The sequence below is a fragment of the Methylobacterium sp. WL19 genome (genome assembly GCF_008040005.1).
Taxonomy (GTDB): Bacteria; Pseudomonadota; Alphaproteobacteria; order Rhizobiales; family Beijerinckiaceae; genus Methylobacterium; species Methylobacterium bullatum.
The window spans coordinates 1-475 of sequence record NZ_VRVC01000314.1; the positions used below are offsets into that span (position 1 = coordinate 1).

The window sequence follows — 475 nt, forward strand, 5'->3', positions numbered from 1 at the left end:
CCGGCGCGGGGGCCTCGCATCGCTGCGCGGGGGCCTTGCATCGCTGCGCGGGGGCCTGGAATCTCCGTCGAACCGGCGCTGCGGCGGCCGGGCATCGGCCTCCTCGCGGCGGGCCGCCTTGGCATCGGATTGGCGCAGCGTCCGGACCGGGCGCTCGGCGCCGCCCGTCTCGTCGCGCCGGGCACCGCGATCACGGCGATGCGGCTCGGGGGCCGGCTCCTGCGGGCTCGCCTTCAGGCGCTCCACTAGAACACGGCGCTCGCCGGTATTGATCGCGCCCACGCGCTCCCGGCCGCGGGCAGCGGATGCCTCACGCTCGGCCTTGGGATCGGCGCCACGGCGGGGGATCTTGACCCGGCGCGCACCATCCTCCTGGGGCGCTGCCTCTTCGGCGCGCCAGACCGAGCGGCGAGGACCGGCGCTGTTGCCGCCCGTGGGAACCCGTGCGGGTTCGGCGGGCCTGCGCAGGGGGCGG

The 475-nt window shown here is 77.7% G+C and carries 1 pseudogene; it reads right to left on the reverse strand.

Annotated elements, in window-relative coordinates:
- Window positions 1-475: pseudogene (locus FV220_RS25255) on the reverse strand (RNA-binding protein); the annotation flags it as partial.